The sequence below is a fragment of the Amphritea sp. genome (assembly GCF_016744155.1).
In the GTDB taxonomy this organism is placed as follows: Bacteria; Pseudomonadota; Gammaproteobacteria; order Pseudomonadales; family Balneatricaceae; genus Amphritea.
This window is the reverse complement of the sequence record NZ_JADGEW010000002.1, coordinates 128,233-142,843: the sequence shown is the minus strand read 5'-3', so window position 1 is coordinate 142,843 and position 14,611 is coordinate 128,233. Positions and strand designations below refer to the sequence as shown.

Here is a 14,611-nt window from a genome sequence, read left to right as displayed (position 1 = left end):
TAATAGATCCAGGTTTTAGCGACTTGAAAGGTTAGAAATTTCAATTGGTATAGGTTAAATCAGTATACGTTATGTATCTAACAATAAATTGATATAGATCAATACATAAATAAATCATATATGAAGCGCCTATTATAAAATATCAGCCTCCCATAAAACCAGTACTTTAGTACTGGTTTTTCAGTCGTATAGTTGAATATCCATTCGACGCTTCTATAGGTGTAATAGTGTCAGAGGTGGTTTAAGTGAAATGGAGAGGCAAAATCAGGTTATTCATTACACTGATAGCCCTGGCAATGAGCTTTTCTGTAACAGGCTCACCTGAGAAGGAAAGCCCGCATTGGCTGAGTGATTATGAGGACGACCCGTTCCTGTTTAATTTTGATGGCTATCGCATTACCCGGTATCGCAGTCCAACACCAAAAAAGGCAGAAGGCGGCGAGCGAATTAATACCACAGCACTACATGATAAAATCCGGTCAGATCACCCCCCGGTATTGATAAATGTGCAACCGTTGGAGTGGCTACAGGGCATCTTTTTGCAACAGCAGCCACAAGTAGGAATTCCTGGCAGCCGATGGCTGCCGAATGTGGGTCAGGGAGAACCGGAGCAAGTATGGCTGGATTATTTTCGTTTTTATCTGCACGAAAATACTGATGGAAAAACAGATAGTGACATAGTTTTATATTGCACAGCTGATTGCTGGATGTCCTGGAATGCTGTCAGACGAGCTCACAGTTGGGGCTATACAGAACTATATTGGTATAAAGAGGGTATCGATGGCTGGCAGGAAGCTGAACTACCGGAAACGACTCTGAAGCCTGAACCGTTTCCGGTAAACATGCCGTAAAAGTTTTAAACTGGGGGAATACCCCAGTCCCATTACAGAATAATTATAATGGACAATAAACTGCCATTGTTGCAGGCGTCCAGCGGGAGAACAAAGTGTATAAAATTTTAATTGCAGACGACCATCCACTGTTTCGAGAGGCGATTAGCAGCGTAATCGAAAATGGTTTTCCCGGTTGCGAAACACTTGAGACTGAAGATCTCGATAGCGCTTTGGTTATCGCCCAGCAGGAAGAAGATCTTGACCTGATTCTGCTAGACCTTAATATGCCCGGAATGAATGGACTTAACGGCCTGATGAGCCTACGTAACGATTCGCCCACTATACCAGTGGTAATCGTGTCCGCCGAACAGGACAAACAGGTCGTACTCCAGGCAATTACCTATGGAGCGGTGGGCTTTATCACTAAATCATCTCCTCGGGAGCAGATGACTGAGGCACTACAACAGATTCTGGACGGTAATGTCTATCTGCCTTCAGATATCATTCGCTCTGAAAAACCTTCTAATGGCATGCATCGCCGTCACGATGAAAGCAAGATACCACCCGAAATGCTTTCCTCCCTCACCCGCAGACAGCTATTGGTACTTGAGAGAATGTCTGAGGGCGAGTCAAATAAACAGATAGCGTACAACCTCAACATCGCCGAAACCACGGTTAAGGCTCATGTCAGCGCCATTCTGCGCAAACTTGGGGTTCACAACCGCATTCAGGCAGTACTGACCGCTGGTAATGTAGATTTCAATCACTATCTCAAGCGCTAAGCCCTCACACAACAGCTCACAAACAAAACAATTTTTCGGCGGATTCTATCCGCCGGTGAGCAACTCAACGACCTGTCTAAGTCAGATCACATATCTAACTTAAACAACGTCATTAGAAGAACTTAAAAAAACAGAATGATTACTTTAGAAGGTGATTCAGTGTCATCTTAAGCTTCATAGGCCGAACCGGCTTGTTTATTAACAGGTACCCCTGCTCTCGAATAACCTGCTTAAGCTCATTCGTATAATTGGCTGTAATCATAAGCACCGGCACCGGGTCGCTTAATTGCTGATTAAAGTTAATCGCGGCATCCAGACCATTCTTATCGTCATCCAAATGATAATCAGCAATCAATAAACCAGGCACTTCCTGCTCGCTCAACAAGCCAAGCAATTGAGCCTCGTCATGAACCGTCTGAACATGACAACCCCATCCTTCGAGGAGTGTCTGCATTCCCCGGCAGATAGCAGGATCGTTATCGATTAGCCAGATTGAAGCACCTTCAAGCAGGTTATCAGCTACCGGCTGATGCTCAGTTTTTGCCTCTACAGTGTATTGATCTGCAGGCGCCAAAGGCACCTCAACTGAGAACATTGAGCCTTTTCCTGGTATTGAACTAACACTGATACAGTGCCCCAGCATGCGGGAAATTTTATCAACGATAGCCAGTCCCAGACCCAACCCCTTGTCACCCTCGTCCCGGCTCGCCTGCAATCGTTTGAACTCAAGAAAAACATCTCCCAGTTTCTCTTCTGGAATGCCTCGCCCGGTATCCCACACCTCAATCACCAGGCTGTGTCGCTTTCGCCGGCAACCCAGTAACACTGAGCCCCTATCGGTATAACGAATAGCGTTGGTAAGGAAATTCCTCAGAATACGCGCCAATAACTGAGAGTCAGAAGAGATTACTGCGCTACTGGATACATAACGCAACTTAAGCCTCTCACTACCGGCAACCTGTTTATACTCATTAGCGATATTATTAAGCAAACTACTGACCGGGAAAACAGTCACATCCGGCTCGATTACACCGGCATCCAGCTTAGATATATCGACCAGAGTACTGAGCAGTGATTCCACATCATCCAACGAAGCACCAACTGAGTCGATCAGATGACGTTCACTCTGAACGGCTGACTTTTCCTGCAACGCGCTGGTAAAGAGCCGAGCTGCGTTCAATGGCTGCAGCAGATCATGACTGACCGCCGCAAGAAACTTAGTCTTCGACAGGTTAGCTTGTTCGGCATGCTTGCTCGCCTCAAGTAAACGCCCTTCAACCTGCTTTCGTTCCGTGATTTCCTGCCATAGCTGATCATTCAGCTTGGTAAGTTCAGAGGTTCGCTCAACAACACGCTGCTCCATCGTCTGGTAAGACTCTTGCAGTGCCTGAGCCGTTTTACGTCTGTCGGTAATATCCCGAATCAGAACAAAAAGCCCTACCGCTTTTCCCTCAGAATCAAGGTTAGGCACATAGGCTTTTAGCATATACCGCGGCTCACCCTTGGGATCTTTCTCCTCAATTTCAAAGGTAACACTCTCACCGGAAAGCGCCTTATCAATATAAGGTTTGAGTTTTACAAACTGCTCACCGCCATGAACCATAGTAATCGTTTTACCCGTCAGCGCTTCGCGGGACCAGCCATACCAGTCTTCATAGACTTTATTGGTAAATTGATAGCGCAGATCATCCCCTACATAGGCGATCAACGCCGGTACGTGATCGGTAATCAAACGTATCCACTGTTCACTCTCACGCAGCGTCTCGGCGTATTGATGGCGTTCGGTGATATCGGCATAGGTGTTAACGAACCCCCCTTCAGGAATAGGATGGGTGCGAACCTCAATAACCTGCCCGTTACGCAAGCTCTGTTCCAACTCGATAGTGCCATTGCCACTATGATGATTACTAAACGGCGTCAGTAGAATTAACTCACAACGAGATATCAGGTCACTGAATAGTGGCTGCTTATTCAGTACCGTCTCAGTAAAGCCTGAAAGTTCAAGAAAACGCTGATTCCATACCTCCAGGCGACCTTCTGCGTTAATCAGCACAACCCCCTGAGACAGGTTGTCGACTGTATTTTGTAGTACCCGGGATTTATCAGCCAGCGCCCGTTCTCGGCGGGCCGTTTCATTCTGCTTTAGTTCGGTAATATCGGTATAGAGAATAACCAGACCGCCATCGAGAGTTCCTCTCTCGCTTACCTGAAACCATCGTCCATCCTTAAGGCGGTAAAATACTGAGTTGTCCGCCTCGTCACCATAGAACTCTTCTTCTATCAACTGATGTTGATCGGCCAGGCGTCGAATTTCCTGAATTCCCAGGCCCTGCTTTATCGACACACCAATACCGGCCCATACCGACTCAAACTTACTGTTATACAGAACAATCCGGCGCTCACTGTCAAACAACACAAAAGCATCAGAAATACTTTCAATACCATCTGTCAGTCGCTGATGAGCAACTTCGGCCTGCTGCTTTGCCTGACTCAGCGCTGTATTGCTGGTTTTCAGATCACCCAGAGCGACATTCAATGCTGCCGTTCTTTCCCGAACTTGCTCAGCCAATACAACAGAGTGTTCGAAAGCAGCGTATGGATCAGTACGGGTGGTGGCGCTAACCTCGACTCGCTCAATCAGCACTTTGTTTATTTTCTGGAGTTTGCGATTTTCCCGCTCCAGTTCTTCGACGCGATCAGGTAGATCGATGGATTGAGGTTTCACCTCACCATTCATACTTTTCTCCCGATCGCTACAGCGGTAAATGTCTGATTAATATGCATCCCATCAACCTGTTCACCATAGGTATTAAAACCGACCACCCGGTGACGTCTCATAAGATCAGAGATCTGTTCACTTTCTCCTCTAAGCTCAGCTTCAAGCCGTCGAAGGAAACAATCACACCCAAGGGTTAACAGATGTTCTCCCAGAGCGTTTTCCTCCCGCGTCAGTTGCTGATCAAGCAGAGGGGCCATTTCGCCTGGTTGCATCAACGTAAGTACAATACCGTTCTCTACTGCGCAATAAAAAGTCAGACTCAGGTCGTCATTTACGCTCTGTATCGATCGAATAAAGTATTCTTCACCAATACGCACAGCAATCGGATTGAGCGCAAAGACGTGATGGTTTAGTTCTTCCAAAGGCAGACCCACCACCCGCGCATATTCCAGCGCTGCAGGCTCTGCATTGAGTTCCAGAACACGACGTTGATCGCTATCCGCTTCTGTCACGACCAGTTTACTATCTCTGCTTTCCATGTGATGTCCACTAAACACCCTGAATTCACAACTGGTATTCACAAGAATAATGACGGCTGCATCGGTATGAAAAGCACCGTTAAAGTAGACATGCGTGTTAGCAAGACAGATATCATCCCCTGCTGATCCACCGAAATGAGGAATACTACCTAGCGCAGAGTCCAGCGTAATCAATACTTTTTCTTCTTGGGTCGACAGGCCATCAAACAACGTCAGAGCGAAGCTATGATCTTTAATAGGCGCTATCTGCTGCTCCATACAGCGTTCAGACAGATCCTGCACTATGCCCTGAGCATCATAGAAATTGAAATGGTCCAGGCTTTCAATCAACACACCACTAACCGCAAATGCTTCGCGGGAAAAACCCACCGCGGAAATACAGCCCTGAGCATAACCTTCTACGGTAATCTCACCGGCGGTGGTACAACCCGCCACCAATACATCCTTGAACTGCTGTTGCATCGCATCAGCCAGGGTTTCAAGATCATATTCCGCAGAACAAAAAAACAGGACAAAGTTAAGATCTGACCCGTTAAGTTGTTGGTACAACTGCTCAACGGCCCGCAGCTCATTCCGATCGGAGGAAAATGCAGTCCGTAACTCGGGTTGAGATATATTCTGTGATGATTCAATGGTCAAAGCTATGACCCCGCAAGTATAAGAGGACTTTTGAGTCTAAAAGGGATAGACGATTGAAAATAGTATACTTGAGTACCTGCTTGTGAGTAATTAAAACACTGAAAAATCACAGGCTATTGATTTTATTAGATAAAACAAAAACGACTACAGCACTAAAGTACTAAGACGCTAAAGTAGAAAAAGCATCCAGGCCGACAGAGGAAGGGGGTTGCCGGAAGGATGCTTCCTACCAAGACAGCACTATCAGTGCTGCAAAGGGTTTTACCAGCTCAGAGTCGCACCCAGAGCAAAGGTATCAGTTTCAGTGGTATCGATTGTACCGTTATTGGTCTTATGAACCGTGTACTCAGCAACCAATCCCAGATTGTCATTTACCTTATGGAACAAGGCAACGCCAGTCAGATCATCCTGGCCGGTTACAGAACTTCCTGCGGCAGTAGCCTCAGTCTGACCATAAGAAAGCACAACACGATTCGCATCAAAGGTATAAGAACCTTGTACCAGATAACCTTCTGACTCGGCACTGTCTGTCAAAGTGTTGCTGGCAAAGACATGACTGATACCTTCCTGATCAAAACCGGAAGCTGTCAGTGCAAAACCTGCTGCGGCAACCCGCGCACCATAAGAGATACCTTTAGCATCAACACCAGAAGTAACTGAATCTCCTGCTGCACCGCCAACCCAAGCTTTAAGGGCAACACCATCATAATCAGCGCTATACGTTACTTCAGTTTCAAAGCGTGCAGAGTTTGAATCGCCAGCCGCTGTAGTACCGGTTGTATTCGGATCAAGAACACCCACAGCAACCTGTAAACCACTCATCACCGGCGAACGGTAGGTGATCTGGGCCGTTGGATTAGCGTAAGGATAACCCGTGGTGATGTTACCAAAGGTAGTGTTAGACGAAGCGGCAGGTGCAAAACCAACACCCATCAACAGCTCATCACCAAAGATATTAGAGCGCCCGTAAAGACCAAAATCCTTACCAAATAGAACCTGACCAAAATCACCATCGACGGTTGCGTAGAACTGACGAACATCGATCATTGAATCAGTTTTGGTGCCATCTCCATCCTGATTGCTATCGTTGATAGAGACCCAGAAAGAGGAACGACCGCCTACTTTCAAGTCATCTACCTGCTTTGATACATTGAAGCCGATATAGTTAGGCAGAAATCCCATACGAACGCGTGAAGTCTTAGTGCTGGTATCAGCAACTTTATCTTCGCTATCCTGATAGGTGTAGAAAGCATTGAAATGTCCGTCTACAGAGAAAGTTGTGCCATCCTGATCATACAGGCTGATCCCGGCCATCGCACTGTTACTCAATACTACAGCCAAGGCTAACGGCATGCTGCGCCACAGTTTCTTATTATTCATGATGCCCTCTGATTCTTCATCGAAAGTTATTTTTTGTGAGTCAGGGCATTATTGGCGTTAGTAGTAATCTAAAACAGGCAACTTTAGCGCCGTTTAACTCCTAAAAAAGTAGTCGCTACCAGGCCTATCTATAGCTGCACACTTAAAGGATAAGCAGGCGTAAAGCGAAAGTACCTTATCTGTAACTGGCGTTACGGTTACATCTTTAGTGCTGAAACTCTAAAACCATGTAGGACACACTATTCAGGACCTACGACGTATAAAAATGCGAACATAAAAAAGCCCGCTTCCAAAAGGTTGCGGGCTTGTTGCAGAGTAACGATACACAATGAAGGGTTATCGCAACTCAGTTGTTCTCTCACTATCAAGCAACAGCTCCGGCTTGAAACCAACCGCAAATCCCCCCCAGTGCTTACCGTTAACATAGATAGGGAATGTCAGGTCGTTCAACACCTCACCGGTGTCACGAACAAAGGTCTGTAAAAGAAATGGCGCAGTGTTAGTTACACGTCGTATTTCGGCGCGGCTACCTTTAAAGAATCGACGATGACGGCTCTTCACATTATCAATATCAAAGTTACCTGTCATAGGCTCGGACACTTTCAGATGGTGAGCAGGAGCATAGCCATCAAGGCTTACAGCCAAGGCATAGATCAGATCAGGCTTCTCTCTTAAACAGTTATCGTACATTGGCCGCAGGAGGGATTCAAAAGCATCAACATAGCTGACATCAAACTTTTCAGGCAGTTTTCCCTCATTTGTACGCAGGTAATTTTTGTCAAACAGATCAAATCCCTGACTATTCAGTTTTTCCAGCGCTTCCTGTACCTGACGAGACCACTCACGTCCCGCTTGTATGATCTCTTCAAAGCTACCATAGCCAATAATAAAGCGGGACAATAGCTCCTGGGTTTCCTCTGTTGAACTTTCCAACTCACCCGAGAACTCCCGTGAACGCTTCATCTCATCACGGATATCCCCACTGATACCCGCAATTCGCTCTACATGGGTATGCGATGCTTTATTGGTATAAGAAAGCTCATCCAGGGTTGAACTAATGGTCGTTAACTGATTATTAACGCCTTCGAAGTCCTGTACCAAACGTGTAAATTGCTCGCTGGTAGAGCCGATAAAGCCTTCTGTGTTGCGGGTGTATTCAAGAATGTTGGCAGAATTGATCTTAGTATCTTTCACCAACTCTCCCATAACCGAGATATTCTCATCAATCTCGGCTGTCGCAACCTGTACCTGTTGTGAGAGGTTTCTCACCTCATCGGCAACCACAGCAAAACCTCTTCCTGCCTCACCCGCTCGCGCGGCTTCAATAGAAGCATTCAGAGCAAGCAGATTCGTCTGGTCTGAAAACCGTTTAACCATCGACAGAATTTCAGTAATGGTTTCAGAGCTGGCACTGAGTTTTTCAACGGTCACCTGAAACCCTTGGGCTAACTCACTAATATTTCTAACTTGGCCCAACACCTTTTCTAATTCATCGCTTGAGGTTCTGATCTCATTCAGATTATTACTGGTATATTCAGAAATTCTAAGGGTATTACCAGCCACCTCTTCAATAGCCGTAGTGGATTCAAGGCTGGAGACCAACACCTGCTGCGCCTGTTCCTCCTGCTCACTGGTAGACTTATGCACTTCTTGTAGCACTTTGCTCAACTGAGTCGCACTCAGGGCGACCCGTACACTATGGTTACGGGTATCAGATATAATTTTTTTCAGACTGGTTGAAAATCCGTTATAGCTCGACGCCATGGTAGATATTTCGTCATGGGTAAAGTCTGGCAACGTGGCTGAGATATCACCATCTTTGTCCTTTATTGCACTCAGGACGTCGATCATTTTACCAATCGGCCGTAAGAAAATATGGCGCATAAAAAAGATCGTAAAGGTTGCTACCACGATAGCAAAGCCAAATAGAAGCCAGGCCATAAACCGCAAGTTATCTAATTCGGACTGTAGCTCAGACGAGCCACTTTTTAGCACTAACACTTGATCAAGTTGACCCGCGCTGTACCAGATAAGCCCCGCAAACAGCACTGAAGGTAAGAGTAAAAAAAGTACATTACCGACAATTTTGCGGGTGAGTGAGTTAAAGAAATTCCGTTCGACTGTATCGTAAAGACTCATACTCGTTCGCTTCTAAGTTATTGTTAATTTTATTATTTTGTTACGTTAAAGAATATTTAAATGAAAACGCAATTTATAAACAGGAAAACACTACCCATTTCTTGGAAATTCGCAGCCAATAAAACTAAAGTCTTATAAATCCAGGTATTTTCACCGCCATTGGTGCTCCTTAAAGAGAGCCCTGGAAATTCAATCTATTACCTACATCACTCTGAACTGGCGGCCACTGCAGCCCTCTCCCCTGATCATTTAACCAAACTTTAGCCTTAGGGTAGTCAGGATAAAACTTCTCAACTTCTAACCAAAATCGAGGAGAGTGATTCATCTCTCTAAGGTGGCTCAGTTCATGAACTATTACATAATCAATAATGTTTAAAGGAGCCATTATCAGCAACCAGTTAAAGCTCACTACACCTCGGCTATTGCAGCAGCCCCACTTACGTCGATAACTGCGAACAACCACCGTGGATGGTACGACACCCATCAGTCCGCTCCAGTCGTTCACACGCTGCTGGAAAAGCTGAAGAGCCTGCTCCCTATACCAATGTTCAAGTTGTTCAAGGACCGCTTCGCTTTGGGGTTTTCGTATACGTCGCGATAACTCCAGCTTTATCCCGTCTGGCAGAAGCTGGACGCGGGTCTGAGTCGCTCTATCAGAAATACAAAGTTTGAATCGCTCCCCCAACCAGAGTAGCTGACTGTCCTGCTCAAGCAGCACAGGCGCTAATTGCGAAGACCGCCTAAGCAAAAGCTCTTGCTGACGAGTACGAATCCAGTCTGTTTTCTCTACCACGAAGCTATCAATTCGGGCTTGAGCCACCCGCTTTGGAGCCAGGACTCTTATGCTGTCAGGCCTAACCTGAATTTCGATAGTACGGCGACGTGCACTGCGTTGCAGTATATATTCCGGAACATTGTGTTTAATATTCATTTACTTAAGTCTGCCCCACCAGAGCTCACAGAGCTTAAATTAACCTTAATACAGCGACCAATGATCTCCATAAACCTTTGAGTCAAATCAGGGTCAGCATTTTCGGCATAACTGATCTGTTCATAACAACGGGCCAGATCTAGAAATTCAACTGTAAGAGGAGGAAATGATACCGCCAGACGTGTAGCAAACTGATTCACGGTCTCACCACGTTTGCGCTCTAACCCGGCAGGCTTTAACTGTTTATCTAAACGTTCCAGTGCTTTTAATAAAGAGTTCTTGCGGGGACCTCGCCGAAACAGCAAGCTGGCGGCAACCCATGACAGAACCAAACCTCCCGGCACCAAAACCAGCAATAATATCTTCAGTACTGAAATATCACCCAACAACTGTTGCAGAATACCTGACTGTTGCTGATGAAAATTGAGTACCCAGCGGTGCCAGCCGTAGTTCATCGCCTCATAACGAAGTCTTAGTTGCTTCAACAGGGTGCCACTCAGAAAACCGTTACGCATCATCAGGGCATCTGCAAGAAAGGCTGATTCAGAACGAAACAACTGCTCGGCAGGCTGCTCCAGTCGGAGCGGCGCCACCACGGAGGTAGGATCCAGCCGGTGCCAACTTAAGTCCTGCCGGTCCCAATACTCCAGCCAGGCATGCGCCTCATACTGTCTAACTGTTAATGCTCCGTCCAGAGGGTTCATCTCCCCTCCTAGATAGCCACCAACAACCCGAGCAGGAATGCCAGCGGCCCGAAACATAAATACTGCCGCACTGGCAAAATGACCACAAAACCCACGTTTGCTTTCAAACAGAAGCTGATCGATGGGATCAGCGCTTAACAATAGAGGAGGCTCCAGGGTATAACGAAAATCACTGGCGAAGAATTCCAGTAGCTGTTTCGAAAAGTCTTTAGTTACAGCATTTTCAGAATGCCACTTCAACGCTAATTGGCGAGTTTTTTCATTACCCTGTTGTGGCAATTGTAGGTACTCGCTATAACGGTCAGCTGACAGAGCCTCTTTTATGGGACCTTGTTGGGACACAAGCTGATACTGTGCTCTTTGCATCAACGGCTCTTTGCCCACTAAAGTCAGGTCAGAAATGCGGCGAACATTAGTAGGGTAATCCATTGGAATATCAAGCCCATAGCGCCAGGGTTGACCTGTTGCTTCCATCACCACCTGATAACTGTATTTCTGTCCACTAACTGATAACTCAGAATCGGTAGCACCGGCCTTTTTTAATTCAGATCGAGTCCAGCGGCGTCCATCAAAGCGGTCATAGGTAAGTCCCCGCCAGTAGCGCTGATTTTCCGGAGGCGGTAAACCATCAAAACGGGCTCTGAACGCGATCTCGGCTGAACGGGTAAGACGGCTAACATCCCCCGGCGACATTGAGTCAGACAAGCCGGTAAAGCTCTGACCGGTATTCATATCGACCTGCCACAGAGGGCCAATTCTGGGAAAGATCAGAAACAACACCAGCATCATTGGCAGTGCTTGCATATACAGTGTCACAGAGTGTTTCAGAGGCCGCCAGACATCGCTGTTCTGCTGGCTACGATAGACCGTATTCAGGCAGGCGGTGACCACAATCAAACAGAGTAATGCATATAGCGCCATGGGAATCGACTGATGAAACAGAAAACTACATACCGTCAGTAGAAAGGCTACGAAGATCACCACTAAGGCGTCCCGCCGGCGATACATCTCTGTCAGTTTCAGCAGAAAAGCTGACACTAGCAACCCCACCGTCACCGCCATCACCGAACCACTTCGCAACTCAAACAACAAACCAAGCAGCACCAGCAATAACAAACCGAAGCGGACACTCCAGTGGGGGAAATTCCACCGCCCACTGTGCACCATAAGACGCCACCCCACTGTCAGAAAAGCCAGCAGATACAACCAACCGGGCAGAATCGAAATAAAGGGAATAGTCACCAGCAGAATACTGACCAATAACCAGATCATGCTACTGCGAGTTAGTTGAAATAGGGGCTTCACGGTTTCTTCTCCGCGGTTCCTGAATCACTTTCTGCATTCAAAGCAAAACATGCCAGCGCTTCGAGTACCTGAATCCGATGAACCTCTCCCCGGTTAGGAGTGATCTCTAAACCTGGCAACAGCAAACCATACTCTTCCTCCATACGGTGTAACTGTAAAACCCACCAGGTAAGCCTTGATAGTCGGGCTTCCGTTCCCAATTCAGGCCAAAGCTGCCAATTTAACCAGCGGCGAATATCACTCAGCTCAACATAGTGTTTAGCGTGCATTCCCTGCCCACGGGCATAGTTTTTCCAGGCTACCCGCTTGAGTGACATACCCGGCTGATACTGTTCAAGGCCGGCAAATTCTTCGCCTCCGGAGTTTTCTCCCAGACGCTCCTGGGTCTGTTCACCCGAGCCGGAACCCACTAGATCGGGCAGCGACCCACCAGCCACAGGACGAGGATAAACCATAGTCTGCAGGTCTACTTGCAGCCAGGTCCAAGCTCTGAAAAGACCCAGCGGATAAAAGGTTTCAATCAACAGCGCACCCGCCTGAAGAGGCCCACGATGGTGAGTATGCTGATACAGACTAAGATTTAACTGCCGCTGTTCAAGTAGATCAATAGCACGGCCATCACCCTCGGCTAAGCGCAGCTGAATACTTTCATATTGGCGAGTACCACTGGCTGTCAAAGTCAGATCGAATGCGGCCTGTTCTCCGACAAAACAGGCATGTCCGCGAATAAAGTTAATCCTGATACCTGATAGATTCGCATAGGTATGCAGAATCGCTACAACAAACAAACTGCCAAGTAAAAAAGTTGTCGCGAACATAAGATTGTTCTGATAATTAATCGCCAGCAACAGCATAACGAGTAGAAGTAACAAAAACACAAAACCGGCCCGCGAGGGTAAAATATAGATTCGCCGCTGGCTCAAGGTAAGCTGCTTTAACCGTGGGCTGCGGCGCAGGCTCCAGTCTAAGAAGCCTCGCTTAAGTCGTTGCCGAAAAGCTCTTATACTAGCGCCTAACCCTGCTTTTATGTCCGCTGCAATCATAACCCTGCCCTCAGGCCACCACATCCACCTGACTCAGCATCTGTTGAATCAAAGCGTTAGCACCAAAGCCACCAATATCTTCTGCGGCACGTAACCGGTGCCCGGTAACAGGCCCTAGAAGTTGCTGAAGATCTTCTGGAATCACATAATCCCGTCCTTCGATATAGGCCCAGCTGCGACTGGCACTCAGTAACGCCAGAGCGCCACGGGGCGAGATGCCAAAACTGAATTCAGGCGCTTGGCGACTGTGGGCGATCAATCGCTGGAGGTAATCGAGAATACTGTCTGATACATTAACCGCTGCACAGGCCGCGGTTATCCGCTTCAGTTCAGCGTCGCTGATAACGGCAGGGAGATCCTTAAGACGATCACGGGGGTCACCTCCTTTCAGCAACTCCCGCTCGGCTTTATCATCGGGATAACCCAATTCAATCCGCATCAGGAAGCGGTCCAGTTGGGACTCTGGCAAAGGAAAGGTACCCTGTTGAGTAACCGGGTTTTGCGTCGCTATTACAAAGAATGGCTGCGGCAGAGGATAGGTCTGCCCATCAATACTGACTCTGGACTCTTCCATCGCTTCAAGCAGTGCTGACTGGGTTTTAGGGGTCGTTCGATTCACCTCATCAGCCAATAATAGCTGAGTAAAAACAGGGCCCGGATGAAACTGAAAAGTAGCACTGGTAGGCTCAAAGATACTGACGCCTAAAATATCTGCCGGCAACATATCACTGGTAAACTGCAGGCGCTGATAGTCTAAACCCAGTATCTTTGCCAATGCATGAGCCAGTGTCGTCTTGCCCATCCCTGGCAGGTCTTCAATCAACAAATGCCCCTGACTAAAGATACAGGTCAGGGCCAGTTTTATCTGTTCCTGCTTGCCATAAAGCACTTTGGACACTTCTGTTATAGCAGATTCAATCGGCTCTCTCATCTGGGCTCACTCGGCTGTAACGGCTGTATCGCTCAAGTATATATGTACCGGGATGAAAGATGTTAGAGCGGGACAAACAAAAAAAGGCGCTGAGCGCCTTTTTTTTATTAAGCAGAAAATCGATCAGTGGTGATGACCACCTTCACCATGGGCATGACCGTGCTCCAGCTCTTCTTCAGAAGCATCGCGTACTTCAACCACTTCAACATCAAACTTCAAAGATTGGTCAGCAAGAGGATGGTTACCATCAACAATAACGGTCTCTTCGGTCACCGCAGTCACAACAACTGGCTGCTGTCCCCAGGCAGTCTGGGCCATAAAACGCATACCGACTTCGATAGCCTCAACACCTTCAAAAGCTGCACGTTCCACTTCCTGAATCAGTTCTTCGTTTAGCTCTCCGTAACCCTCTTCAGGAGAGACTTCAACTTTGACCTTGTCGCCTACTTTCTTACCCAGTAGTTCTTTTTCCAGACCAGGAACGATATTACCTTTACCGTGAAGGTATGCCAGCGGTTCGCCACCGGCAGATGAATCCATGACTTCATCATCAAGATTAGACAGGGTGTAGTGAATCAGGACAATCTTATTGTCAGCAATTTGCATTGTTCAGACCTCAATAGGATAAGACGTGAGCAGCACTGCTGACAGAGGCCTAGATTAGTG

11 protein-coding genes are annotated in these 14,611 nt (G+C 47.1%); 2 read left to right on the top strand and 9 right to left on the bottom strand.

The genetic code is table 11. The features are described from left to right. Positions 1-245: 245 nt before the first annotated feature. On the top strand, positions 246-851 hold the full coding sequence (locus QZZ54_RS03275; protein WP_290698520.1) for a rhodanese-like domain-containing protein: 606 nt from the start codon (positions 246-248) through the stop codon (positions 849-851). Positions 852-946: 95 nt separating this feature from the next. Beyond that, entirely contained in the window at positions 947-1,615 is a 669-nt protein-coding gene (locus tag QZZ54_RS03270; RefSeq protein WP_290698516.1) for a response regulator transcription factor, read from the top strand. A 139-nt stretch (positions 1,616-1,754) separates the two neighbouring features. On the opposite strand, the gene QZZ54_RS03265 is transcribed toward QZZ54_RS03270, so the two are convergent. The 9 genes from QZZ54_RS03265 to QZZ54_RS03225 all read right to left on the bottom strand — a co-directional run bounded on the left by QZZ54_RS03265 (position 1,755) and on the right by QZZ54_RS03225 (position 14,551). Next, entirely contained in the window at positions 1,755-4,352 is a 2,598-nt protein-coding gene (locus QZZ54_RS03265; RefSeq protein WP_290698513.1) for a PAS domain-containing hybrid sensor histidine kinase/response regulator, read from the bottom strand. Then, positions 4,349-5,512, bottom strand: coding sequence for a nitric oxide-sensing protein NosP (nosP, locus tag QZZ54_RS03260; RefSeq protein ID WP_290698510.1), 1,164 nt, complete (start codon positions 5,510-5,512; stop codon positions 4,349-4,351). The genes QZZ54_RS03265 and nosP overlap by 4 nt, the downstream gene beginning before the upstream one ends. Positions 5,513-5,773: 261 nt before the next feature. After that, on the bottom strand, positions 5,774-6,892 hold the full coding sequence (locus QZZ54_RS03255) for a porin (protein ID WP_290698507.1): 1,119 nt from the start codon (positions 6,890-6,892) through the stop codon (positions 5,774-5,776). A gap of 336 nt (positions 6,893-7,228) precedes the next feature. Next, the gene (locus QZZ54_RS03250; RefSeq protein WP_290698504.1) at positions 7,229-9,031 is read right to left on the bottom strand and encodes a methyl-accepting chemotaxis protein; all 1,803 of its coding nucleotides are present in this window, start codon (positions 9,029-9,031) and stop codon (positions 7,229-7,231) included. A 169-nt stretch (positions 9,032-9,200) separates the two neighbouring features. After that, complete coding sequence (locus QZZ54_RS03245) at positions 9,201-9,962, bottom strand: SprT family zinc-dependent metalloprotease (RefSeq protein WP_290698499.1); 762 nt, start codon at positions 9,960-9,962, stop codon at positions 9,201-9,203. Further along, on the bottom strand, positions 9,959-11,971 hold the full coding sequence (locus QZZ54_RS03240; protein WP_290698496.1) for a DUF3488 and DUF4129 domain-containing transglutaminase family protein: 2,013 nt from the start codon (positions 11,969-11,971) through the stop codon (positions 9,959-9,961). The genes QZZ54_RS03245 and QZZ54_RS03240 overlap by 4 nt, the downstream gene beginning before the upstream one ends. Beyond that, the gene (locus QZZ54_RS03235) at positions 11,968-12,849 is read right to left on the bottom strand and encodes a DUF58 domain-containing protein (RefSeq protein WP_290698492.1); all 882 of its coding nucleotides are present in this window, start codon (positions 12,847-12,849) and stop codon (positions 11,968-11,970) included. The genes QZZ54_RS03240 and QZZ54_RS03235 overlap by 4 nt, the downstream gene beginning before the upstream one ends. Positions 12,850-13,024: 175 nt before the next feature. Further along, entirely contained in the window at positions 13,025-13,945 is a 921-nt protein-coding gene (locus QZZ54_RS03230) for a MoxR family ATPase (protein WP_290698489.1), read from the bottom strand. Positions 13,946-14,068: 123 nt separating this feature from the next. Continuing rightward, complete coding sequence (locus tag QZZ54_RS03225; RefSeq protein WP_290698486.1) at positions 14,069-14,551, bottom strand: peptidylprolyl isomerase; 483 nt, start codon at positions 14,549-14,551, stop codon at positions 14,069-14,071. Positions 14,552-14,611: the final 60 nt, after the last annotated feature.